This is a genomic window from Virgibacillus sp. W0181 (assembly GCF_051846915.1).
Taxonomy (GTDB): domain Bacteria; phylum Bacillota; class Bacilli; order Bacillales; family Amphibacillaceae; genus JBPYCR01.
Genome location: NZ_JBPYCR010000047.1, coordinates 1 through 23,587, shown reverse-complemented (window position 1 = coordinate 23,587; position 23,587 = coordinate 1). Strand labels below are relative to the sequence as shown.

Here is a 23,587-nt window from a genome sequence, read left to right as displayed (position 1 = left end):
CGTGTCTCAGTCCCAGTGTGGCCGATCACCCTCTCAGGTCGGCTACGCATCGTTGCCTTGGTAGGCTGTTATCCTACCAACTAGCTAATGCGCCGCAGGCCCATCTGCAAGTGACAGCTAATGCCGCCTTTTACCGAGCAATCAGGAGATTACTCGGATCATCCGGTATTAGCTCGCGTTTCCGCGAGTTATCCCGGTCTTGCAGGCAGGTTGCCTACGTGTTACTCACCCATCCGCCGCTCGTTCCACAGGCTTCCTCCCGAAGGATTCCGCCTGCTTCCCGCGCTCGACTTGCATGTATTAGGCACGCCGCCAGCGTTCGTCCTGAGCCAAGATCAAACTCTCCATAAAAGTTTGTGCGATGATTAACACCGGTTAATCACCTTTATATCTTAGCTTGTTTCATTTATAGTCAGCTTCCTTAATAGAAAGATCTGACTTGTAGAGGAAAAACACGGAGGTGTTTTTCACTCTGACATACGAGTTGTTTTGTTCAGTTTTCAAGGAACAATTTGTACTTAATTATCATCATCAACAATTTTGAGACGAGTTATAATTTAACACGCTCATATAAAAATGTCAACTTTCTCTTTGAGAAAAGAGGATCTGTATTTGGTACCTCATAAATGACAACAGAAAATAATATAGCATAAAAAAATAATAATAGCAACACCATTTTTCAAAAACATCTTTATTGAAAATGGAATGCTACTATAGTTCAGTGGCTCATCGTTACATCTAAACCTCAACACTAATTGTATTGAGGATACTTCAAGGCTTATATATTATTTTGCCTTTTCCTTCTATACTTATTGTTGTAATCGCTGTAAATTATCCACCATCCAAATTACTAGTCAGATTGTATTATCCCGTCTATAAGTATATATCCAAAACAAGAAAGGAGATAAAACCCTACAAGTTAAAGATAGCACGGTCCCTAATCACCGAAGTGGATTTCCACCGAATGGGACCCTCGCCATTTGAGTCGGAGCTAATGTTTCCTTCATTTTGTTCACTGTAAAAGGATTTCGCTGGAACAAGGAAACGCAATTTTTAGGATACTACCCCAATGTTACATCGCGCGCAAAAATCGAATCGCCACTTTCTAGAGCGACGATACGCACGAATCTCTTTATCGTAGCAAAATTAGCCGGAATTTATTCAGAAACTTCTATACACTCAACTATAATTTGTTTGCATTCATCATATATTTAAAACATTCATTCGGTTCCGCTACTCTACGAAAGAGTTGAAAAAGTGTTTGGTAGCGATCTTTCATTGCCTCTTTTACCAGATGGTCGATTCTCGGATCTTCTAAATCATGCAATATTTCATCAAGTTCTCGTTTAATTAAGTATTCTATTTCTCGATGCTCCATATGATTAATTAATAACCCTAACATGTCTTCACCCCTGATTTTCTGTTTTCATTCAATAAAGGCATTACACTTATCATCATCTTGTAATAATATATTTATACGAAAAAATATTTCCAACCTCTAGGATTGCATGATAAAAAAAATGCCTAACGAATTGTGTTCATATTTGATTATTTAATTTCGCTTCAAAGCTTCTATACCCTATTTCAACAAATTTTTATCATTTTTGCGGAAGGTTTTTGAATAATCGTCGCACAACATTCTGTCAATGTTTCGTCTCGAACAAAAATTTTCAAAATTTACAGCTGTTTTATCCGTTCATTAGCAATGTATAAAAAAGTCCAGCGTGCTGCTAACAGCATCCGCCGCAACTACCTACTCCTACCTTCTAGGGATTAATTCTCTAAATTGGAACAGCTTGTTCATAAATTTACGATAAAACTCATACACATGAATAAATCACTCTAATCATTACACGGAAGAGTAATAAGTAATTAACGTTGAAGGTCGAATCATTCAGAAGGTATTAGAGTCTATTTCATGCAAATGAATCCGAAAATTTACTATAGACTCTGAAGGGAGGAATGACATGCAACACTTTTATGTTTTTAAATTTCCAAAATGGAAACGATGGTCTATTGTCGCTTTGTTCGCACTATTTGCTGCGCTATTTATTTGGTTTGAGCGAGACGGGACTTTTTCTGTTTTTTCAACAGACGAGCCTGCGGTACTTTCAAAGGGAAACGCCGATGAAGAAAATATTGGGCTTACCTTTAATATTAGCTGGGGTGAAGAAAGGGCATTTGACATTTTAAAACAATTGGACAAGCACGATGTGCAAGCTACTTTTTTCATTAGTGGGGAATGGGCTGAGCGCCACCCAGATATAGTCGAAAAAATAGTGGAAAACAAGCATGAATTAGGCATGCTTGGATATCGGTACAAAAGTTATTTAGATCAGGATATTAACGAAGTGCGAAAAGATTTATTGCATGCAGTAGAAATTTTTGACAAGCTTGGCTATAAAGATATAAAGCTGTTACGGACCCCCAGCGGGCATTTTAACAAGGAAATTATTGAACTCGCCGAGCAACTGGACTTTAAAGTCATTCATTGGAACATTAACTCAAACGATTGGAAAAACCCCGGATCGACAACTATTATTAATAACGTTATGGAGGAAGCTTCCAATGGGGATATTATTTTAATGCATGCTTCTGACTCGGCCAAACAAACTGCAAAAGCGTTGGATACCATTTTACCGGGATTAAAAACAAAAGGACTCACTTTTATAACGATTACAGAACTAATGAATCAAGCTCATGCTGAATCAGAACTCGTGGAGTAAAACATGGATATTTTCACACGATTATTGCCTCGTTTAATGTAGATCAAAGAAGTGTTCATCCAATTTTAAAACAGCCTCGGGAGATGGCATTATTATCCATCAACCGAGGCTATTTCACGTTTGTCTATCTTTTATTATTGTTTCCTGTTGATTGCTTCCCGGTTTTTTCCTGTGTTTTTTCATTCTGTTCAAGTGTTGGATTTTTTTTAGCAAGTCGATGCAGCGCCATTAACTGGTATGTGTTACAGGCCAGCAATGGGGTAATCATGAGCCACGCATAGTCTGTCCCAGCTGTGTTCAGGCCGGGGACCCACTCAACTGATGTCATTACAACCATTAAGAATAATGCCGGTACAAACGCGCGTTGATTCGTTTCTTTTGCTTTAAAGCGAGCAACGAGCAAGCCATAGCCAAGAATACTTAAGGACATTAAAATAAACCACCATATAGAAACTTCCCCATCTGTAGCTTTATAAGGAAAGTACACTAAATCAAAAACGACGAAGGCAATTATCAATATCTGAACGGGTGTCCAAAAAGAACGGAATAAACTTAAACCAAACCGATGAATGAATAAATACGCAAAAAACCCCGTTTGGCTGACAACACTAAAAACAAGCCCCAAACCGATAAAAAAGATAATAACTCCTAATAATTCTTTGAAATCAAACGGGCTTAATACATTTGTAAAATCACTCGTTTTAACAAAAAAGCTTGTAATTAGACCGACCAACCCGCCAATAATCAATGTATTTGTAAACATTTGTACTACGTCACGACTTTTCAATTTCCATTGCCTCCTGCTGCCTAACCATAATAAAGAGGAGTAAGCGATCATGATGGTATGCATGAAACCAGCCTGTGCGCTTTCTTGAAAATGAATTAAACGATCGAATGTTAAACGAACCAATTCATTTCCCTCTATCCAGTTGCTATTTTAACATGAACGGGTGCTTTTTTCCTTTCAAACGTGCATATAATTTTCTGGCTTGACTCATATTAACTATAAGGAGGAGGAAAGCCTTATGCTACGGAAATCAATGTTGCTATTTATTATCTGTTCATCATTAATTTTTATTTCTTCCTGCAATGAGGATAATTCCTCTGGTAAAGAAGCAGATTATGAAGCGACAAAAAAGATGGTCGTCGATATATTACAAACGGAGGATGGGAAAAAGGCCCTTATTGAAATCCTTTCCGATGAAAAGTTAAAAAAACAACTCGTCATTGAATCTGATCTTGTCCAGGATTCCATCAATAATGTCCTTGTATCCGACAAAGGAGCGGATATGTGGAAAAATTTATTTAAAGACCCTTCCTTTGTAAAGGATTATGCAAAATCAATGGAAGATGAACAAAAAAAGCTAATGAAAAGTTTAATGAACGACGCCGAATACCAGAAGCAAATGATCGAAATACTGAAAAACCCGGAAATCTCTGATCAAATTCTAGGCTTAATTAAAAGCCAACAATTCCGTGCGCATTTGGAAGAAACGATTCAACAAACATTGGAAACGCCGTTATTTCAAGAGAAAATCAAAGAGATTTTATTAAAAGCTGCGGAGAAACAAGGACAGGAAAAGGAAAAAGGAGGTTCCGGAGAACAAGGCGGCGGTGGAGAAAGTGGAGGTGAGGAAAGCGGATAACAATTCAACCCACCCACCATACTCGCCCGGCCGCTTCAACAGAAAAATTGAAAGAGGTGGCATTCAGCAATGCCACCTCTTTTACTCTTCTATTTTTGCAATAACTTTTGCAGCTATCTTATGATATTCTTTTCCGTTCGGATGATCCTCCTGGTATATGGCAGGTGCAAAAATATCCTCTTCTTCATACGGTTGTTGCAAGGATAGACGGCCGAGCACTTTTGAATCAAGGACTTCAGCAAGCTTATCGCCGCCACCTTTACCGAAGACGTATTCTTTCTCCCCAGTCTTTTCACTTTCAAAGTAGGACATGTTTTCAACAATGCCTAAGATGTTATGATCTGTTTTTAATGCCATCTGTCCTGCACGCGCTGCTACAAATGCAGCTGTCGGATGTGGTGTTGTGACGATTATTTCATTGCATGTCGGTAATAAATCATGTACATCCATGGCAATATCGCCTGTTCCCGGTGGCAAGTCCAATAAAAGGTAATCGAGATCCCCCCACTCCACTTCTTTAAAAAAGTTAGAGAGCATTTTCCCTAGCATTGGTCCACGCCAAATAATGGGCGAATTATCTTCCACGAAAAAGCCCATTGAAATCAATTTCACACCGAAACGCTCCACCGGTATGATTGTTTCACCTCTTACTTGTGGGCGCTCTTCCACACCCATCATATCCGGCACACTAAAGCCATAAATATCCGCATCAATAATCCCGACTTTCTTGCCGAGTCGACGTAAAGCGAGTGCTAGGTTAACTGTAACAGTCGACTTTCCTACGCCACCTTTTCCACTTGCGATCGCAATAAAATTAGGTTGTGTCTTTGTTCCACCTAGAACGGAGTCATCTTCCTCCGACGCTGGTTGGAACTTTTTAATTACTTCCTCCGGTAACTCTTCAAAACGCAGACCTACTGTACTCGCGCCATTTCTTTTTAAAACACCGACAAGCTCTTGTTGCAATTCCATCTGCTCCGCTGTGTTCGGTTTACCAATGGCCAGTTTGACACTTACATGTTTCTTTTCTTCTCTAATGTTTATTTCTACAATTCCACCAGTTTCTTCAAAAGTTCTATGTAAAAATGGATCCTTAACAGGATTCAAAAGGTTTGTAACTTCTTCCTTCGTCAACAAAATGAGCCACCGTCCTTTTTAGCTTTATACATCAACGCTAGTATAACATACTTCGAAAAAAATCTAAGTGATTTGAATCAACCGTGCTGCAGTTTTTTCTTTATGGGTGGCTCGTACCTTACTTATTTTCTTCCGGCTCCTCTGTACTATACCGCAGTATTCCGTTATATATACTACCTGCCATTTGTTCCTGGTATTCTTCCTGTTTCAGAAGCTCTCTTTCTCCTTCATTCGATAAAAAACCGAGTTCGACCAGTGCTCCGGGAACTTCAGCGTGCTTTAACAAATACATGCCATTAATCGGTAAAGCGGAACGCGTCGTATTCTCCAGATTACGGGTAATTTCCGCTTGTATCATTTTGGCCAAGTGTGCACTTTTATCATATTTAGAGTAATAAAAAGTTTGCGCACCGTACCAGCGAGTCGATGAGAGCGCATTTAAATGAATGGAAATAAAAAAGTCGGCTCGTTTATCATGAATGAATTTCAGCCGATTCCGAATATCCTCTGACTTCCTCCGCGCCAACCCTTTTGTATCTTGACTGGCAAGATCCTCATCCTGCTCACGTGTTAAATAGACAAGAGCACCAGCTTGCTGCAAATAGTCCTTCGTTTTTTTTGCAACGGAAAGTGCAATATCCTTTTCCTGTGTCTCGTCTTTTCCAACCGCCCCACCATCTGGACCGCCATGCCCGGGATCAATGACAATTGTCTTTCCTGCCAAAGGCAATGTCCACGCATTCCATGTCGTATCTATTTTATTTATCGGAAATTGAATTAAAAACGCTAACAACAAACAACCGATAATCCAAAGCAATAATTTCCCTTTATGCATCAAACCCCTCGCCCCTTATGATCTTGTTTTCTCTAGTTTATGGGACAAGGAGAAGGTTTATGACTCATAATAATGCATAAAAAAAAGAGAAACACTTTGCTCATGTTTCTCTTTTTGTACTCATTTATTATTTTTACTTAGCAAGTACTTCTTTTATACTTTGGTCAAGAATTTCCAGACCTTTTCTTAGTCCTTCTTCGTCGATAATGAGCGGTGCAAGAAATTTGACCACTTCATCGCTTGCGCCGGACGTCTCGATGATCAGTCCATTTGCAAACGCTTGGGCTGCAATTTCACCGGCTAATTCCGGTTTTCCTGTCGCTATTCCTTGCATAAATCCGCGTCCACGCTTTGTACCTTCCAATCCTGGGTGCTTTTCGATGATGTTATCAATGGAAGAGCTTAATATTTCCGCTTTACGCTTGATCTCTTTACTGAAAGCATCATCTTTCCAATAATTCAATGCTTCTGTTGCACCTAAGAAGGCAAGATTATTACCCCGGAACGTACCATTATGCTCACCCGGTGAAAATTGGTCGTATTCCGGTTTGATTAACGTAATCGCCATTGGTAGCCCGAAACCACCAATTGATTTTGAAAGACAAATGACATCGGGATCAATGCCAGCAGGTTCAAAACTAAAGAACGTTCCAGTTCGACCACAACCAGCTTGAATATCATCAATAATTAGAAGTATATCCCAACGCTTGCATAGCTGGTCAACTTGCTTGATCCAATCCATGCTTGCCGCATTAATTCCACCTTCACCTTGAACTGTTTCCAGTATAATTGCAGCCGGCAGGTCAACACCACTGCTTTGGCCTTTAATATAGGCTTCCAAGTATGCGATAGAATCTTGCCCTTCCACATAGTTGTCAAAAGGCATAAATACGCTATTAGCGAGTGGTACGCCAGCCCCTTCACGTTTAGAACTATTTCCTGTAATAGCTAACGAGCCGAGCGTCATTCCGTGAAACCCATTTGTAAAACTAATAACCGTATTGCGGCCGGTTACTTTTCTTGCAATTTTTAACGCACTCTCAACCGCATTCGTTCCGGTTGGTCCTGGAAACATGACTTTATAATCCATGTTACGTGGTTTTAAAATAACTTCATTAAATTGCTCCAGAAATTCCTTTCTTGGAGGTGTACCCATATCAAGACTGTGGATGATGCCATCCTGTCGTATATATTCAATGACCTTTTCCTGCATGGCATCGTTATTATGTCCATAATTCAACGCGCCTGCACCACCAAAAAAGTCAATATACTCTTTTCCATCTATATCCCAGAGCTTATACCCTTTGGATTGTTTAAAAACGGCTGGCCATCCACGACTATAGCTTCTAACTACAGATTCAAGCTCTTCAAATGTCTGCATCTGTTGTGTGCCTAATGTTGTGGTTGTCAATGAACCTCACCCTTTAGTATCATAATTATATATTATCAATTGGTCCAATTTTGAATTTCAATTCATCTTCGTGGTCTTCTTCCTGACCTTCTTCTGGAAAATGTTCCGATGAAAAATAATCCGTAATTAGACATTTTGTATCCATTTTTTGAGCTAATCCTTGAAAAAGACGTTTTGAAGGAACGTTTGACGGAGCGACAGTTGCTTCTACATAACGGATATTATTTTCTTGTCCGCGCTTTAGCAATTTAAACAACATTCTTGTCGCAAGTCCCTGTCCTCGAGCAGATTCATCTACTGCAACCTGCCAAATAAACAGTGTATCTGGAGTATCTGGGTGTATAAACCCTGAAACAAATCCTACTGTATTGCCGTTCTTGTCCTCTACAACAATTGACGTTTCAGAAAATATTTCACACCACATCACGTAGCTGTATGACGAATTAAGATCAAGTACTCCTGTTTCCTTAATCAGTTCCCATACTCCAGCTCCATCTTCCTTATCCGGTTTTCTAAAAAACAATTGCATTTTCTTCGTCTCTGTTCTTTCTTTAATTCCAGTTGAAATAACTGTTCGCCTCCCAATGAATTTTGTGTTCAATTTTTATCTACAACATATAGCTTAACGAGATTACGAAATTCAGTCAAAGCGTATAAAATAGTATATACGAGGATTTACTTTAATGAGCGACGATCTCATTTGTTTAATTAACTGCGACTACAAATAGCTATTATATGATCGGATATAGACCAATTTTTAAGCTTTTCAGTATTTTGTAACTTTTCCGCAGTTCGCAAACCGGCTCAACACCAAGCCTTTTGCTAACATTGATCCTTAATATTAGTTTTTTAGCAAAAAACAAAATTGTACGCTGCTATTTTATAGCACTTTGCTGATTCCATGAAACGATTTAGCTTCTCTCATTATAGAACTATTCCTTTTTCTTATTTTTCCTAAACGCCTTTTTTATTTATTCTGCCTCCCTTTTATGTTTAAGATAGAAATTCAATCGTACAATTGATTACATACAGCAATTGAAGAAGTTATAATAACGAACCTGTCCTTGGAAGGGAAAAGAGAGTATACAGAAGTTCATGATTCCTATTAAGAGGTTGTTAAAGGGTAAACGAAAAACGCAGAAGAAAACACCTGCTTCGATATTTCAGAGGCAGGTGTTTAGTGTAAATGAAGCGAAAGTGCCCCGAGCATGCCAGCAGTATTACCTAACGATGCATTAACGATTTCGATCGGATGAAAATTCTCCAATATATTTGTTTTTACTTGTGATGCAATTAGATGGATAAGTGCTTCTTGCTCCATAATGCCCCCGCCGATAATAATCGCTGCAGGATTAAATATATGTACGATTGAAATGAGCCCGATTGCTATTTCTGTAACCCAGCGTTCAATTAGTTGTTGAATTTGTTTATTTCCTTCGTAGTATTTCGCCATAATTTTTTTTCCGTTTACTAGGTCGGGATTCATTCTGCTTGCTTGCTCTACAAGTGCAGTTGTTGAGGCGTATGTTTCATAGCACCCTTGTAACCCACATTTGCACAGCTTTCCAAAAGGATGCGTGATCATATGCCCAAATTCTGCAGCAAATCCGTCCTTTCCGTAATAGATATTTGAATCAACTACAATCGAGCCACCAATCCCTGTACCATAAGTTAAATAAATAAAATCAGCTATTTGCTTGCCCTTCCCAAAATGTTTTTCTCCAAGGACTGCCGCGTTAACATCATTTTCAACTTTAACGGGGACGTGAAAATAATCTTCCAACTTCTTTTTCACCTGCAGACCTGAAGATCCTGGGATGTTTGGTGACTCCTGAGCGACGCATCCATTTTTGCGATCGATCAGGCCGGGCATGCTTATTCCAATTGCATCTATCTGTCCGTATTGTTCTATTTTTTCAATTAATTGATCGAAAATAAACGTACCGCCTTTACCGCTTTCGGAAGCATATTCAATTTTGTGATCAAACTTTCCACATTCATCGGCAATCCCAAATTTAACGGACGTACCCCCAATATCTGCCACAGCTATTTTCAACGATTCACCCTCCCTTAAAACACAGTTGACCTTGTCTTTTAAATCATAATCTATATTCGACAAATACGTGAAATATCCTTTGTTAGTAACCCAACTAACACTTGAAAAAGCAGACAACTGCATCCATTTGTCGGATGGTGCCTGCTTTTTCATCAACATGTTCAATTTACGTGCCACAAAACGTCCGGTAAGGGGTATTGTTATCAGGGACCGTTTGATAGGGAACTTTGTCCGGCGTATGGTCATAAGGACTGGATAATACATCCATGAATTGTTTCATCACTCGGTAATCTCCTGCCTCAACAGCCGCTTCCAACGCTTCTTCTACACGGTGGTTCCGTGGTATTACAGCGGGGTTGCTATTTTTCATTACTTGCTTAATTTCATTTTCCGACACTTCCTGCCTGCTTTTTCTTTTCAACCAGCGGTCATGCCATTGTTTAAATTCTTGAGAATTGTGGAGTTTGCAATCTTCCCATTTATCGTGTGTTAGCGCGAGAAACGTATTTGTAAAATCTGCTTCATGTGTTTGCATTAAATCAAGCAAGTCTGTGACAATTTTTGCATCGTCGGATTCTTCATTTGTTAGCCCCAACTTGGAACGCATGCCAGCCAACCAGTAGAAATAAAACCGTTCATCGTAGGTTGCAATGAGATCCTGCGCGATTTTAACCGCCTGCTCCCCCTCATGATGCAGTAAAGGCAAAAGCGTTTCAGCGAATCGTGCCAAATTCCACCCGCCAATTGCCGGCTGATTCTCATATTTGTAACGTCCCATTTGATCAATCGAACTAAAAACAGTACTTGAATCATACGTACCCATAAACGCACAAGGCCCGTAATCAATTGTTTCCCCACTAATCGTCATATTATCAGTATTCATTACCCCATGTATAAAGCCTATCAGTTGCCACTTAGCGATAAGTGACGCCTGGTGCTCGATTACTTCCTTCAACAACTGCTTGTATGGGTTATCAGATTTTGCAGCTTCCGGATAATGCCGTTCGATAGCATAGTCAGCTAACGCTTGAAGTTCCTCTTTTGTGCCCCAAGCCGCAGCATATTGAAACGTGCCAACCCGTAAATGACTTGCAGCTGTGCGTGTCAATATCGCACTAGCCAACTCTTTTTCCCGAAGGATTGTTTCACCCGTTGTCACGACGGCCAAACTCCGTGTCGTTGGAATATGAAGCGCGTGCATCGCTTCGCTTATTATATACTCCCGCAGCATTGGTCCAAGCGCGGCACGCCCATCTCCACCACGGGAATAAGGTGTTCTTCCGGCACCTTTCAACTGAATATCCACCCGTTCACCTCGAGGTGTTATCTGCTCCCCCAGCAAAATGGCACGCCCATCACCTAACCGAGTGAAATTGCCAAATTGATGTCCTGCATACGTTTGTGCAAGCGATTCGGAATTTGGCGGTAGCTCATTTCCGGCCAACAAGGCTACCCCTTCTTCCTTTTGAAGCATCTCGTCATGAAAACCAAGTGTCGCTGCCAATTCCGCATTGAATACAATTAACTTCGGAGCTTGCACAGTTGTCGGTTTTAACTGTGTGAAAAATAGCTCGGGAAGCTGTGCATAGCTATTTTCAAGGTTCCAACCTATTTCTTGATCATTTATCATGAAATCACCTTTTTTATATAGGATATACATCATACCTTCGTACAATTCTTTTTCTTCAGAATTAATTTTACCTAGTAATAAAGAATAAGAAACACATAATTATCCATCATAATGAACGAACAGTCTCTCTTTCTTTTTATTTTAGATAACAGACCATCTATTTTCAATAAGAGAGCATTGGTTGTCTTTCAGGAAATAGGCACTTCCCTCATGACAACGCCACTTTTTACCATTGATATGACATTTGTCATTTAAAATTCATGACATATGCGCCTACCCTGCATGCCTCTTTTTCTTTATCATGAAGATAGAAATTAACTAGGAGGAAATTTTATGTCTAAAGAAAAGACAGTCACACTACATAAAAGTGTAAAACCTTACGCAAACGCAAACAATAGAAAAAGTACGGTGCAGCTTTTAAATACAATCCCGCCATTGCTTCTCGTTTGGACATTGGCATACCTTAGTTTATCCGTTTCCATTTGGCTTTCTATTGGACTGGCTATAGTTGCGTCGGGCCTCTTAGTAAGAACGTTTATTATTTTTCATGACTGTACACACGGTTCTTTCTATAATAGTAAAAAGAAAAATGATATTCTTGGTACGATTACTGGCGTTTTAACATCATTTCCATATAAGAAATGGAAAAGGGAGCATGCGATCCATCATGCATCAAGCTCTAACTTGGATAAAAGAGGAGTTGGCGACATTTGGGTGATGACAGTTGAGGAATATACCAATTCTTCCAAATGGCAACGTCTAGCATATCGCTTATACCGCAATCCACTCGTTATGTTTGGACTTGGACCATTCTTTTTAATACTTATTTCCAATCGATTTAACCGAAAAGACGCAAAGAAAAAAGAGCGTAATAACACGTATCTTTCTAATTTTCTCCTCGTTGCCTTATGTGGTGTAATCATTATCTTTTTAGGATGGAAAGCATTCTTGCTCGTTCACGGTATTTCATTGTATATGGCAGGAGCATTAGGGATATGGCTGTTTTATATACAGCATACATTTGAGGACTCCTATTTCGAGGAAGAGTCCGAATGGAATTATGTAAAAGCGGCCGTAGATGGAAGTTCTTATTACCAATTGCCGCGAATCCTACAATGGTTAACTGGTAATATCGGTTACCATCACGTTCATCATTTAGCACCAAGAGTACCAAATTATAATTTGGAAGAGGCACATGAAACAACACCTCCTCTTCAATATGCAACAACCATCACGATTAAAACGAGTTTGGATTCCGTTCGTTACCGCCTATACGATCCGGAAAGTAAATCATTTATTACATTCGGGGAATTAAAAAGGCGCACACGACTAGCCGCTTCCGAATCAAAGCAATCGGTCTTGAAGCCTACAACCCGCGCAAGTATACAAAGTAAATAGATACAGACAGCTTCAGCCATCTCTCAAAGGGATGGCTGTTTTAATGAAGAAAAAGTTGATATAATAGAAGTAAGAAAACCGCAAGCGCCCTGGTAAGCCCCGACAAGCTTAAGCAAGAAATCGTAGTGGCGGTTTTGCCACGAAGAGTTATTGCTTAAGACCTCGAGGGGCTGGGCGCTGGAGCTAGACAGATATGCGGAAAATTATATACATTCTTATCTTTGTAATCAGGGAAGGAGATGTAACGTGCATAGATGGTATAGTATTTTTCCAAAGAACCCTTGGCTCAGCATTTATACGTGGATTGCTTTTTGCTTATTGCCATTCTTTTTTATTTTTAAATCCTCCTCCCCACTCGAAATTTTAATCGGGATTTCTTTGTTATTCCTGTTTTTTCTTTCTTATCGATTTTCCTTCAAATCGAAAAGCGGTCTCGTCTATATGTGGCTTAGTTTCGAAATGATCATTAATATTGCCATGACATTATTATTCGGTTTTGTATATTTTGCATTGTTTACCGCCTTTTTCATTGGAAATATTAAAAGTACAACTGGCTTTTTTATTATGTATGGATTACATATCGCCACAACATTAGGCGCTGTTCTTGCAGGTTTTTTTATAGAAATTGACCTTCTATTACCTCAACTGCATTTTATATTGCTTTGTTTAATCGGTACGGTTTTATTACCTTTTCATTTATATAACCGAAATAAGCAGGAAAATCTGGAAGGGCAATTAGAAGTCGCTAATGAACGCATTTCTGAGTTAGTCATTTTTGAAGAAAGACAGCGAATTGCCCGCGATCTCCATGATACGCTTGGGCAAAAGTTATCACTAATCGGATTAAAAAGTGATCTCGTTGCCAAATTAATGACACAAGACCCCGAGCGGGCTGATAAAGAGTTGTCTGATATCCGCACAACGGCAAGTACCGCGTTGAACGAAGTACGTGAGCTCGTATCTAATATGCGTTCTAAAAAGCTGGAAAAAGAAGTCGTACGTGTGCAACAAATTTTAAAAGCCGCGGAAATGGAACTGACGATCCATGGAGAACCGAACTTCGATCCAATCTCGCCTCTTATTGAAAACATTCTATGTATGTGTATGAAAGAAGCTGTAACAAATGTTGTGAAACATAGTTATGGAAATGCTTGTCATATTTTCTTTAAACAAAGCACGAATGCATTTATCATTAAAGTAAAAGATGATGGGATCGGTATTCCCCAAGGTGGTGGCGGTCTGCCCGGAAATGGAATTGATGGAATTAAGGAAAGACTTGAATTTGTAAATGGTCATTTGGAGATTGATGCAAACATGGGAACATCCTTAACCATTACTGTCCCAGCAGTTATCAAACAAATAAACCGAGGTGAATAAACGAATGATCAGCATTGTTATAGCCGAGGATCAGGGAATGCTGCTTGGCGCACTTGGTTCTCTTTTAAGTATGGAAGATGATTTTGAAGTAGTTGGAATGGCTGAGAACGGAGAAGAAGCTATTTCCTTAGTAAGGGAACATTCACCGGATATTTGTATTATGGACATTGAAATGCCCTTAAAGAACGGGTTGGACGCTGCTGAAGAGTTGAAAGAAGATCCTTGCAAGGTAATTATATTAACTACATTTGCCCGTCCCGGTTATTTTGAGCGGGCCCGAAAAGCAGGTGTTCGCGGTTATTTATTAAAAGACAGTCCTATTGAAGATTTGGCAAGCGCGATCCGCTCCATTAAGGATAATCGGCGCATTTATGCACCTGAGCTTGTGGATATGATATACAGTGATGATTTATTTGAAAATCCTTTAACGAAAAGAGAAAGTGAAGTATTAGGTCTTGTATCAAAAGGCAAAACTACAAAAGAGGTTGCAGACGAGCTCTATTTATCGCCAGGGACCGTTCGCAATTATATGTCGCTCATTTTAGAAAAACTACAGGTGAGCAACCGAATTGAAGCTATTTCCCTTTTCAATGAAAGGGGCTGGTTTAAGTAAAATTGCGCTTCCACGCTTGGAAAAATTTAGCCCTTGTACAATTAAAATAATAATTAAGTCACTAATACAAATTACAACTTTTCACCGTTTTGAATAGGAAACTACAATAGATGCAAAAAACGACACCTTTAAGTATCTTTTTTTGCACCTCATAATTAAACAAACTCATATATGTTTATCGTACTGTTTTTAGCGCACCGCTCCATAATAGAACTTGATTGAGCATGGTGTTTGCATTGTCTTCATGATAATCCGCAGGTTTAAATACGCTCATATTTTCAAAGTCAGTCATAAGTGAAAATGTAACTGCTGTTCGTACGTCAGCAACTTGTAGCTCACCTAAGATAAGTCGTAAATTTTCGTGAGCACGTGTCCCACCTAAACTACCATAACCAACAAATCCTGCCGCCTTATTGTTTAACTCAGGGTTCAAGTAATCAAGTGCATTTTTTAACGCACCACCAATTGAATGATTATATTCTGGCGTTATAAAAATATAACCATCAAAAGATGCCATTTTTTCTGACCAAGCTTTTATTTGCTCTTCTGCATCTGGTTGTGTATTCGCTGAACCTAAAAGTGGAAGATTATAGTTCGCAAGATCTACCAATTCATATTGTGCATCATTTCGTTTTTCAGCAAAATCAAGCATCCACTTCGCTACTCCATCCCCATTGCGTCCTTCACGAACACTCCCCTGAATAATTCCTATTTTTAATGTTTTGTTTGTCATTGTTTTTTCCTCCTCATTTGATCTACCAAAAAGCTTGTTTAAAAATCCCACTTTATTAACCACCTATACCATTTATTTAATACAATTTCACAAAGAATTAATATCCAAGTTTATACAATTCCCTGAAGGATCATAAGTAATAAAAGTACCCTCATCTTCTGTGACTGTTGCTCCAATATTCTTTAACTTAGAAACAACATTGTTTCTTGTTTTTTCGTCAGGTAAAATAATAGAAAATGACTTAAGACCAACACTGTTTAACGGGGGTGTTGGAACCCCAATCCCTGCCCATGTGTTTAAGGCAATATGATGATGATAATTATTATGCGAAATGAACAGGGCTTGTGTTCCGTAACGATTGACTACTTCAAAACCAAGACCTTTGATATAAAATTCCTCAGCTTTTTCAAGTTCAGATACTTGTAAATGAATATGTCCCATGACAGTATCTGCTGGTAGGCCACCCCATACTTCTTGTTGCCTCTCCGCAAGAAGATTACTGAAATCCAAGGGATCTGTTGTCATATCAACTTCATTATTATTCCAGCTCCATTCAGACGGATCTCGGTCTATATAGATTTCAATTCCATTCCCATCTGGGTCGGATAAGTAAAGAGCTTCACTAACAAGATGGTCGGCGGAACCAAACTGTAAGCCAATCTTCACAAAATGTCGCACTGTATTTGCTAAATCAGAACGCTTGGGAAGAAGCAATGCAAAGTGATATAACCCAGTCGTTCTTCTTTTTTTAGGTACGACATTATTTGGTTGTTCAATAGATAATAAAACGTTCTTTCCATCCGTAGTCAATTTAGCTTTATAATCACTTCTCTCTAACACTTCAAAACCAATTACATCCCGATAGAACTGTAATGACCGCCCTATGTCTTGTACCTTTATATTTACTTGATCAACAAATGTAGTAGGCTGCTTATGAAAATTCATATTGGTCACCTCTTTATTTATCTTAATGAATAATTATTTAAAACTAAGTTACTTTACGTAAGTAAGTATACATTAGTAATTTAATTAAGTCAAGTAAATGATTTGTGTAAAGTAATTTACTTATTTATAAATATGTCTATAATAATAAGTAGGGAGATGATTGTATTGGATAAATCGATTTGTCCAAGATTCGAAAAAGCAATGGGATTGTTAAGCCAAAGATGGACTGGTATGATTATTTATCAACTATTAGTAGGATCGCAGCGTTTTTGTACAATTGAAGAATCAATCGGCATAAGCGGGAGAATGCTTTCGGAAAGATTGAAAGATTTAGAGCAAGAAGGAATTGTAAGACGTGAGGTTTTTCCAGAGACCCCCGTACGAATTGAATACTCCTTAACGGAAAAAGGTAGGGCACTAGAACCAATTATGAAGGATATAGAAAAGTGGTCACAAAATTGGGTGGACTGATTTATTTACTTTTCTAGGATACTGTGGGGAAGGTGAGCTGATCCCATTATAACTCTTTAGCGGTCAATTCACATTGATATAGTAGAAACATTCATGATTTGTATCCTAAAGATATTTAGTGTTACTTATAAGTGCGTGTTCAAAAACGAGGATAAAAAGCGCAAAGATATTCAAGGCGGCGTAGCTTTGAGTATCGTGAAATGTTATACATGGGAAAGCAAAGAAAATTGGCAACAGCAGTGGAACATTAAAGCTCTAAAAAATCAATTGAGAAAAATAAAAAACAGTGCAACATTGGGCCTAATTTTTCAAAGCAAAAGTACAAAACTCATGAACACAGGAGATCCATTTCTCTCACAATAGTTTTTTCTATTATATCGCAAGTTTATTAGATGCACCCTAATAGCAACATTGTGTCAGTTTCTATTCCCAATTTCCTTCAGCCATTCTTTCAGTTTTACAATAGTATTATCTTTTTGGGACGTATGTTTTAAGTAATCAAAATCCAAACGTTGAGCATGCATTAAAAATAACCTTTTCCCCCATTCACAATCAGATGAAGACTTCCAGTGAATACAAGCGCGTAACCGACCTAGAATAATATCCTCTATTCCAATTACATATACATAAAGATTATCCTGTAGTATTAACTCAATAACTCTATCATCGTCCGCATCCTCAAGCACATCATTCGATATTTCAACACTGACCATTAATTCTTCATGATACCAGTGTTTGCCTTCCAGAACAAACCCAAGCAATTTCAAATATCTATCAGCAATATGGCGTTGGCTAAAAATAATGTCTATATCCAAAGTAGTATATTCACTTCGTGTGTATATTTCTACAGCTAATCCTCCAACAATAATCGGTCTTAGATTTTCGTATTCAACCAAACCTGTTAGAATTGCTGTAGTTTGTACCATTTTTTCAAATTTTGGCTTTCCCTTAAGTTTTGCTAGCTGAATCCTGGCTTCTTCAATCGAAATCATAGTACCACTTCCGATCTGTGATATATTTTATTTTCCCTTCTTTCTCCGCTTCTTTCCAGCGCTTTATACAAAGCTTATCTAAAATGATTTGCTCGTCTTTGTCTCTTTCTCGCATTCGAACAATTTTTTCATCTTTTCTGTTTCGAATGATTGTTCGTTCGACATCTGATTTCTGGCTGTCAATCCATTTATTTAATTGGTTTATATTTAACCTTTCCATTTAATCACCCCGTACAGTACTATTACTTGTATTATAACATGTTTAATCCTTGACACTCCCGCAGCTAAAGCAACGGGATTCTTGAGTGCTTTTTCGTTCGCAGTCCATTTCTGTTTTAAACGAGCCTCAAGTTCAGGGGTGTGTCATCACCCCATCCTGCTTCGTTCTACACACCAATGGCGTGTATGTACCTAACAGGCTGTGCTGCTGTTACCACAACACGAGGTTTAAGATGCGTTTAAGATGTTTTCTTTTTCGTTTTCTTTTTAGAAAGACCGGATACGGCTTTTGCAATGTTGATTGCCGCGTTCAAATCAGCATGATTTATATAGCCGCACGATTTACAATGGAACTTTATTCCTGTTCGGTTTTTTCTTGTTTGAGCGCCACACTTGCATGTTTGCGATGTGTATGCAGGGATGACATACTCTACTTCGATGCCAGCCATTTCCGCTTTGTATTGAATGTACCGTTGCAATTGACCATGCGCCCATGCATGCAAATTTCGCCCTGCTTCTTTTCTGGATTTCACCGTGTGTCGAATGCCGGTCAAATCTTCCATTCGAATCAAACGAACACCGTTCGCCTGAGCGAATTGAATGATCTGACGACTGGTTTTGTGGTTAACATCTTTCATCCAGCGCGATTCTTTGTCTTTTGATTTTTTGATGGCAGACAACTTTTTGTTTTGTCCCAAGTTTCTCCTGTGAGAAGCAAATTTTCTTCGGATGAATGCCGTTTCATTTCCTTTGAAAAAAAGCGATGTTGTGCCAATCGAGGCAACGGCTAAATAAATAGAAAGTCATCACTGTAAATACTTCCAATACAGTCATATTCGGAAGATAACGTCTGACAACAAGTGATGACTTTTTTTGGCCAACGAAAATGTTAGCAGCAGCTACTACAGACTCTCTTTTCGTTGTTTTAAATAATTTAGAAAATAACCACCAATATATTTAAAAATATGCGTCATAATATTTAAGTGATATAAGATAGAGGAAAACTCGGTAATATGGCAAATAGAGTAAGCAACATATCATTTTTGACGACTTTATCTAAAATATAATCTAAGCATCTTTACTTAAAATGAGATACGCTCCAACTAGATATGTAAATGAAATCCTTTGTGGTTCAGTTGTATTCGTTTTACAATAAGGCTATAGATAATAATCATGTAAGGAGGAAATATTCATGAAGTTGATTAACGTTCGTAAAGGGCAATTCGTTTATTATAAAAATGAATTGCATAAAGTATATGCCATTCAACCATTCTTTAAAAAGTCTGTTCACTTAGTTAGATTAAAGGACTATGATCAAAGAATTGTGATGGCGAAAGAAATTACTTATTACAAACCAAAAAATTTAGATAGTTTTATTTTTTATGACAAACGTTTTACCCTTAATAAAGATGTCCGCGCTAAAGTCGGTCATTATATCCTCGTTATTAATCCTAAGCCAGACTCTTTAGACGACCATCACTTACATGCTATCGAACTCGTTTCTCAAATAGAGCCAAATGGAGTAATCAGCAATAAGTCTAATGGTATTAAACACCATGAATATTGGGTAATGGAAGAAGGACGACTTGAAGGGGCCAATATTATTGATAGACAAGATCAAACGATACCAGAAGAAGCGGAGACACAAGCGCAGTTACAGACAAATCATGACATTGCCGCACCAAAAATTGGGCATGTATACCAAAAAAATGATTCTAACCCAATTATTCAAGCGATGGTTGTCGCAACGGAAGGTAGAACTTGTTATTTAGGAAATCACATGGAAGTGCCCGTCGAAGAAATTATGAACACTGACAAATGGACACATGTATTAAACGTAAACGAGCAATGAGCTTATAAAAGAGTTCCAATTAGTAATTAATTCCTATACCAAATTTTTAGAAAGTGGTATTCACAACATGTATAAGAATTTATAGGAGGGTTTCATCATATATAAAAAAATCTTAATAGCATACGATGGGTCTGCATTGAGTGATAAAGCGATTCAAGAAGTTAAAAATATGACTTCTTCCTTTCCTAATATAGAAGTGCATATCATTTCAATTGTAGAACATACGGGGCCGGCTACAAATAAAATATTGATGGACAATATTACAAAGGAATTAGCAGAGAACACTGAACAAAAATTAAACGAAATTAAGAAGGAATTTCCTGACGCAGATGTTATTACAAAAGTGATCGCTCCAGATACGAATCAGAGTCCAGGCAAAATAATTTGTGAATATGCATCTGATCATGATGTTAGTATGATCATTGTTGGAAGTCGCGGATTAGGAAATATTAGTGGTACATTCCTCGGAAGCGTAAGTAATAGAGTGATTAAAGAAGCTGATCGCCCAGTTCTAGTTATGAAAGAATCCGCATTATAAAAGCGAGAGCACTGATAGTGTATCTGCCCTATCGATGCTCTCGCTCTTTAATGATGCTATATATGAAACTAAATATTTATTGTTCTTCTTCTGGTTCAGGTAATGACTCTTCCATTTCTTTACGTTTGATTTGAAGCAACTTAAGCTGATTTTTACGAAACTGTTCATTATGTTGACGTTGCATACTCTCCATTTTTAAAATATCAAGTTCACTTTTCAGTGCCTTCATAAGTGACCAACTCATAAACACCATTAATATAGCAAATGGAAACGCTGCGATCAACATCGCCATTTCAAGCGCCTTAAGTCCTCCAGACCATAAAAGAACAGAAGCAATTGCCGATAGAATCACTCCCCAAACTACTTTCACACGTGTGCTAGGATTTAACTTCCCACCTGTCGTCAACATCGATAACACGAACGTACCAGAATCTGCTGAGGTAACAAAGAATGAAGTTATTAAGATAACCGCAATTCCTATTACGATTGAAGCCATTGGCATTGACTCTAAAAAACCGAACAATGCTGCTTCTTGTCCTAATTCATTCATTAATTTGTAAAGTGCACCATTTCCTGCTTCATCCACTTGAAAACCAGACGTACCAAACACAGCAAACCAAAATGCACTAAACACAACCGGTACAACAGTAACACCAATTACGAATTCACGAATTGTTCGTCCTCTGGAAACTCGCGCTATAAATGTACCTACAAATGGTGACCAACCAATCCACCATGCCCAATAAAATAACGTCCAGCTATTCAAAAATTCTCTATCTCCAACAAATGCATTCATACCTAAGGTTAATTGTGGAAGGTTTTGTATATAACTTCCGATGGTCGTGGTAAATGACTCCATAATATAAGAAGTAGAGCCTAATACAAATACAAATAGCATTAATGCTACTGCTAGAAAGACGTTAAACATACTTAAATACCGTATTCCTCTGTCTACTCCTGTTGTTGCTGAAAGCAAGAAAAGTATTGTTACGACAAGTATCACAAGAAGATTTGTCACCATCGTATCGGGGAAACCTTCAAAAGTAAAACTCAATCCTGACGTAATTTGCTTTGAACCAAGACCTAACGATGTAGCAATACCGAAAACAGTTGCAAAAACTGCTAATGTATCAATTGCAGTCCCCCATCCGCCTTTCGCACGATCACCAATAAGCGGTGTAAATGCAGAACTAATTAAAGCTGGTGCTTTATGTCGAAATTTAAAGTATGCAAGAGCAAGTGCGACTATTGCATACGTCGCCCAAGGATGAAAGCCCCAATGGAACATGGTGTATACTAACGACTCTTCTTTCGCCAGCGGTGTCTCTGGTGTCGCTGATGATGGACTATAATAGTGTGTCAACGGTTCCGTTACACCATAAAACACTAATCCTACACCCATACCTGCAGTAAATAAAAAAGCGAACCATGTAAAATAATTATATTCCGGCTTCTCATCAGGGTCACCAAGTGTTATATTTCCATAAGGCCCAAAAATTAAAAATAAAGCAAGTACTACAAAACCTGTTGTTACTAATAAGTAGAACCAACCAAATGAATTAGAGATAAATTCATTAATAACACCTAATATGTAGCCAACGTTTGATGGGAAGAACGCTCCCCATATAATGAATAAACTAACGAGTACGATCGATATCCAAAAGATCGGCATAACTGTTTTTGATCTGATAAATAAAACCCCCAATGATGTCTATATTTTACACAGGAATAGTATTTTTACATCGTTTTTTGTAGAATTTCCCGAACTAGGTATTACTATGTGTCACAGTATAACATATTTTTTATTTTGATTAATCTTTTAACCTTCCTTGTCTTTATATGTTTCAATTAAGAAAGAATATATGAGCTTGTTCGTCAAATTCCGGTGGGGGGAAATGGAAGTTTTATTAATTTTGCAGGATTTAAACAAACTGAACGGTTAGCGGATATATTGGAGAGTTTAAATGCTGACAAAACAATTTTTCATGGTTTACGTGATTCACACGTATCATTCTTATTTGCTCAAAATATTGATATCGCATACGTATCGAAGCGATTAGGACATATCATTATCCAAACCACACAAAATTATTTCTTTGAATTAATGCCAGAATCGAGTAGGAGGGAGTAGTTAGCCCCCGTCCTCTCACACCACCGTACGTACGGATCCGTATACGGCGGTTTAATTTTATTCTATACATGTACTTTGTTATAATGTTCAATACAAGATATTAATCCAAATCTTGATAGCCTCGCGTTTGTAATGGTGGTTGTAAGAATCCAGGAATATGCGATTCTTATTGCCCCTTTGCTCGTGTGGCTATTTTTGTATGCATTATATTTATCCATACCTAATTTGATTAAATTCTTCCGACGATTTTTGGCTGTTTTCCATTTCTGCCAAATGCACATTCTTACTCGTACCCTTGTGTGTGAATCAATTTTCATTAGTAAGCTCTTCATGTGACCGACTTTAAAGTAGTTTACCCAGCCGCGAATTAGTTGGTTAATTCTTTCCACTTGATACTTCGTATCAACACTCCAATTCTTTCGTGTGAGTTGTTTTAATTTATACTTAAAGTTAGCGACTGATTTACGGTGTGGCTTTGCTTTGTATAGACGGTTCTGATAGTCCCTAAAGAATCCAAACCCTAAGAATTTCATGTTCGGGTTGTTAGGTTTAGTTACTTTTGATTTGGTCGTGTTCACTATTAGACCAAGTTTTTCTTCAATGTAATTCGTCACTGATCTCATTACACGTCTAGCTGCCATTTCACTTTTAACCATGATAATGCAGTCATCTGCATATCTTACAAATCGCAATCCACGACTCTCCAATTCTTTATCAAGTTCATTCAACATGATATTACTAAGTAGTGGAGAAAGATTTCCTCCTTGCGGAGTTCCAATCACCGTTTCTTTATATTCGTCATTGATTTGCACACCACTCACTAAGTACTTTCGGATAAGCGATATGACATCACCATCGGTTATCGTTCTTGATATTA

General features: G+C 38.2%; 22 protein-coding genes, 1 rRNA gene and 1 pseudogene. 8 read left to right on the top strand and 16 right to left on the bottom strand.

Features of this window, described 5'->3' with window-relative positions; translation table 11 throughout:
- A 16S ribosomal RNA gene (locus tag ACLIBG_RS14415) occupies positions 1–351 on the bottom strand; the annotation flags it as partial.
- An 832-nt stretch (positions 352–1,183) separates the two neighbouring features.
- Entirely contained in the window at positions 1,184–1,402 is a 219-nt protein-coding gene (locus tag ACLIBG_RS14410; RefSeq protein WP_439313460.1) for a hypothetical protein, read from the bottom strand.
- A 565-nt stretch (positions 1,403–1,967) separates the two neighbouring features.
- On the opposite strand from ACLIBG_RS14410, the gene pdaB reads away from it, so the two are divergent.
- A complete protein-coding gene (pdaB, locus tag ACLIBG_RS14405) occupies positions 1,968–2,726 on the top strand; it encodes a polysaccharide deacetylase family sporulation protein PdaB (RefSeq protein WP_439313459.1) in 759 nt (252 codons plus the stop codon).
- Between the two features lie 124 nt (positions 2,727–2,850).
- On the opposite strand, the gene ACLIBG_RS14400 is transcribed toward pdaB, so the two are convergent.
- Positions 2,851–3,513 (bottom strand): KinB-signaling pathway activation protein, encoded by a 663-nt coding sequence (locus tag ACLIBG_RS14400; protein ID WP_439313458.1) that lies wholly within the window; start codon positions 3,511–3,513, stop codon positions 2,851–2,853.
- 238 nt (positions 3,514–3,751) lie between these two features.
- On the opposite strand from ACLIBG_RS14400, the gene gerD reads away from it, so the two are divergent.
- Complete coding sequence (gerD, locus tag ACLIBG_RS14395; RefSeq protein ID WP_439313457.1) at positions 3,752–4,372, top strand: spore germination lipoprotein GerD; 621 nt, start codon at positions 3,752–3,754, stop codon at positions 4,370–4,372.
- A gap of 81 nt (positions 4,373–4,453) precedes the next feature.
- Here the strand turns inward: gerD and ACLIBG_RS14390 are convergent, their stop codons facing one another.
- The 6 genes from ACLIBG_RS14390 to ACLIBG_RS14365 all read right to left on the bottom strand — a co-directional run bounded on the left by ACLIBG_RS14390 (position 4,454) and on the right by ACLIBG_RS14365 (position 11,441).
- On the bottom strand, positions 4,454–5,509 hold the full coding sequence (locus ACLIBG_RS14390; protein ID WP_439313456.1) for a P-loop NTPase: 1,056 nt from the start codon (positions 5,507–5,509) through the stop codon (positions 4,454–4,456).
- A 118-nt stretch (positions 5,510–5,627) separates the two neighbouring features.
- Positions 5,628–6,344, bottom strand: coding sequence for an N-acetylmuramoyl-L-alanine amidase CwlD (gene cwlD / locus ACLIBG_RS14385; protein ID WP_439313455.1), 717 nt, complete (start codon positions 6,342–6,344; stop codon positions 5,628–5,630).
- Positions 6,345–6,477: 133 nt separating this feature from the next.
- Positions 6,478–7,725: a diaminobutyrate--2-oxoglutarate transaminase gene (gene ectB / locus ACLIBG_RS14380; protein ID WP_439313462.1), complete on the bottom strand. Its 1,248-nt coding sequence runs from the start codon at positions 7,723–7,725 to the stop codon at positions 6,478–6,480.
- Positions 7,726–7,780: 55 nt separating this feature from the next.
- Positions 7,781–8,356 (bottom strand): diaminobutyrate acetyltransferase, encoded by a 576-nt coding sequence (ectA, locus tag ACLIBG_RS14375; protein ID WP_439313454.1) that lies wholly within the window; start codon positions 8,354–8,356, stop codon positions 7,781–7,783.
- 576 nt (positions 8,357–8,932) lie between these two features.
- Positions 8,933–9,811: an ROK family protein gene (locus ACLIBG_RS14370; RefSeq protein WP_439313453.1), complete on the bottom strand. Its 879-nt coding sequence runs from the start codon at positions 9,809–9,811 to the stop codon at positions 8,933–8,935.
- A gap of 166 nt (positions 9,812–9,977) precedes the next feature.
- Entirely contained in the window at positions 9,978–11,441 is a 1,464-nt protein-coding gene (locus ACLIBG_RS14365) for a protein adenylyltransferase SelO (RefSeq protein WP_439313452.1), read from the bottom strand.
- Positions 11,442–11,774: 333 nt separating this feature from the next.
- Here ACLIBG_RS14365 and ACLIBG_RS14360 point away from each other — a divergent pair, with 333 nt between their 5' ends.
- From ACLIBG_RS14360 to ACLIBG_RS14350, 3 genes are all read left to right on the top strand, one after another.
- Positions 11,775–12,839, top strand: coding sequence for a fatty acid desaturase (locus ACLIBG_RS14360; protein WP_439313451.1), 1,065 nt, complete (start codon positions 11,775–11,777; stop codon positions 12,837–12,839).
- 246 nt (positions 12,840–13,085) lie between these two features.
- A complete protein-coding gene (locus tag ACLIBG_RS14355; protein WP_439313450.1) occupies positions 13,086–14,216 on the top strand; it encodes a sensor histidine kinase in 1,131 nt (376 codons plus the stop codon).
- Between the two features lie 4 nt (positions 14,217–14,220).
- The gene (locus ACLIBG_RS14350; RefSeq protein ID WP_439313449.1) at positions 14,221–14,829 is read left to right on the top strand and encodes a response regulator; all 609 of its coding nucleotides are present in this window, start codon (positions 14,221–14,223) and stop codon (positions 14,827–14,829) included.
- 175 nt (positions 14,830–15,004) lie between these two features.
- Here the strand turns inward: ACLIBG_RS14350 and ACLIBG_RS14345 are convergent, their stop codons facing one another.
- Positions 15,005–15,562: an NADPH-dependent FMN reductase gene (locus ACLIBG_RS14345; protein ID WP_439313448.1), complete on the bottom strand. Its 558-nt coding sequence runs from the start codon at positions 15,560–15,562 to the stop codon at positions 15,005–15,007.
- 87 nt (positions 15,563–15,649) lie between these two features.
- Positions 15,650–16,507: a VOC family protein gene (locus tag ACLIBG_RS14340; RefSeq protein WP_439313447.1), complete on the bottom strand. Its 858-nt coding sequence runs from the start codon at positions 16,505–16,507 to the stop codon at positions 15,650–15,652.
- Positions 16,508–16,672: 165 nt separating this feature from the next.
- Between ACLIBG_RS14340 and ACLIBG_RS14335 the strand changes: the two genes are divergently transcribed.
- Positions 16,673–16,978, top strand: coding sequence for a winged helix-turn-helix transcriptional regulator (locus ACLIBG_RS14335; RefSeq protein ID WP_439313446.1), 306 nt, complete (start codon positions 16,673–16,675; stop codon positions 16,976–16,978).
- 416 nt (positions 16,979–17,394) lie between these two features.
- On the opposite strand, the gene ACLIBG_RS14330 is transcribed toward ACLIBG_RS14335, so the two are convergent.
- The 3 genes and pseudogenes from ACLIBG_RS14330 to ACLIBG_RS14320 all read right to left on the bottom strand — a co-directional run.
- Positions 17,395–17,970 (bottom strand): DUF6036 family nucleotidyltransferase, encoded by a 576-nt coding sequence (locus tag ACLIBG_RS14330; protein ID WP_439313445.1) that lies wholly within the window; start codon positions 17,968–17,970, stop codon positions 17,395–17,397.
- A complete protein-coding gene (locus tag ACLIBG_RS14325; protein ID WP_439313444.1) occupies positions 17,957–18,190 on the bottom strand; it encodes a hypothetical protein in 234 nt (77 codons plus the stop codon). Before ACLIBG_RS14325 ends, ACLIBG_RS14330 begins: the two co-directional genes overlap by 14 nt.
- Positions 18,191–18,428: 238 nt before the next feature.
- Positions 18,429–18,983: pseudogene (locus ACLIBG_RS14320) on the bottom strand (RNA-guided endonuclease InsQ/TnpB family protein); the annotation flags it as partial.
- A 398-nt stretch (positions 18,984–19,381) separates the two neighbouring features.
- On the opposite strand from ACLIBG_RS14320, the gene ACLIBG_RS14315 reads away from it, so the two are divergent.
- Entirely contained in the window at positions 19,382–20,041 is a 660-nt protein-coding gene (locus tag ACLIBG_RS14315) for a hypothetical protein (RefSeq protein WP_439313443.1), read from the top strand.
- A 94-nt stretch (positions 20,042–20,135) separates the two neighbouring features.
- Entirely contained in the window at positions 20,136–20,579 is a 444-nt protein-coding gene (locus ACLIBG_RS14310; protein ID WP_439313461.1) for a universal stress protein, read from the top strand.
- Between the two features lie 76 nt (positions 20,580–20,655).
- On the opposite strand, the gene ACLIBG_RS14305 is transcribed toward ACLIBG_RS14310, so the two are convergent.
- Positions 20,656–22,251, bottom strand: coding sequence for a BCCT family transporter (locus ACLIBG_RS14305; RefSeq protein WP_439313442.1), 1,596 nt, complete (start codon positions 22,249–22,251; stop codon positions 20,656–20,658).
- A 521-nt stretch (positions 22,252–22,772) separates the two neighbouring features.
- A partial coding sequence (locus ACLIBG_RS14300; RefSeq protein ID WP_439312903.1) for a reverse transcriptase domain-containing protein occupies positions 22,773–23,587 on the bottom strand: 815 nt, incomplete at its 5' end.